This window comes from Corynebacterium sp. HMSC072G08 (genome assembly GCF_001809185.1).
In the GTDB taxonomy this organism is placed as follows: Bacteria; Actinomycetota; Actinomycetes; order Mycobacteriales; family Mycobacteriaceae; genus Corynebacterium; species Corynebacterium phoceense.
In genome coordinates, this window is sequence record NZ_KV796394.1 from 1 (window position 1) to 284 (window position 284).

General features: G+C 52.1%; 1 rRNA gene. It reads right to left on the reverse strand.

Annotated elements, in window-relative coordinates:
* Positions 1 to 26 precede the first annotated feature (26 nt).
* Positions 27 to 144, reverse strand: a 5S ribosomal RNA gene (rrf, locus tag HMPREF2559_RS01580).
* Between the last annotated feature and the right edge of the window lie 140 nt (positions 145 to 284).

Here is a 284-nt window from a genome sequence, read left to right on the forward strand (position 1 = left end):
TATGTAGTTGTTGTTTGTTGTTTTTATGTCGGCGGTAACTTACTCTCCCACACCCTCCCGAGTGCAGTACCATCAGCGCGGGCAGGCTTAGCTTCCGGGTTCGGAATGGGACCGGGCGTTTCCCTGCCGCTATCAACCACCGACAAACATCCGAGGCATGCAACGTGTGTTGCACTCACCTGGCGGGTGTTGTGTCAGATACTGCATAGTGGACGCGAGCAACAGGAATTTTTCATTCTTTCATTGCGTTGTGTTGCACCCAAACCGTTTTTGGGTTTGGTGTG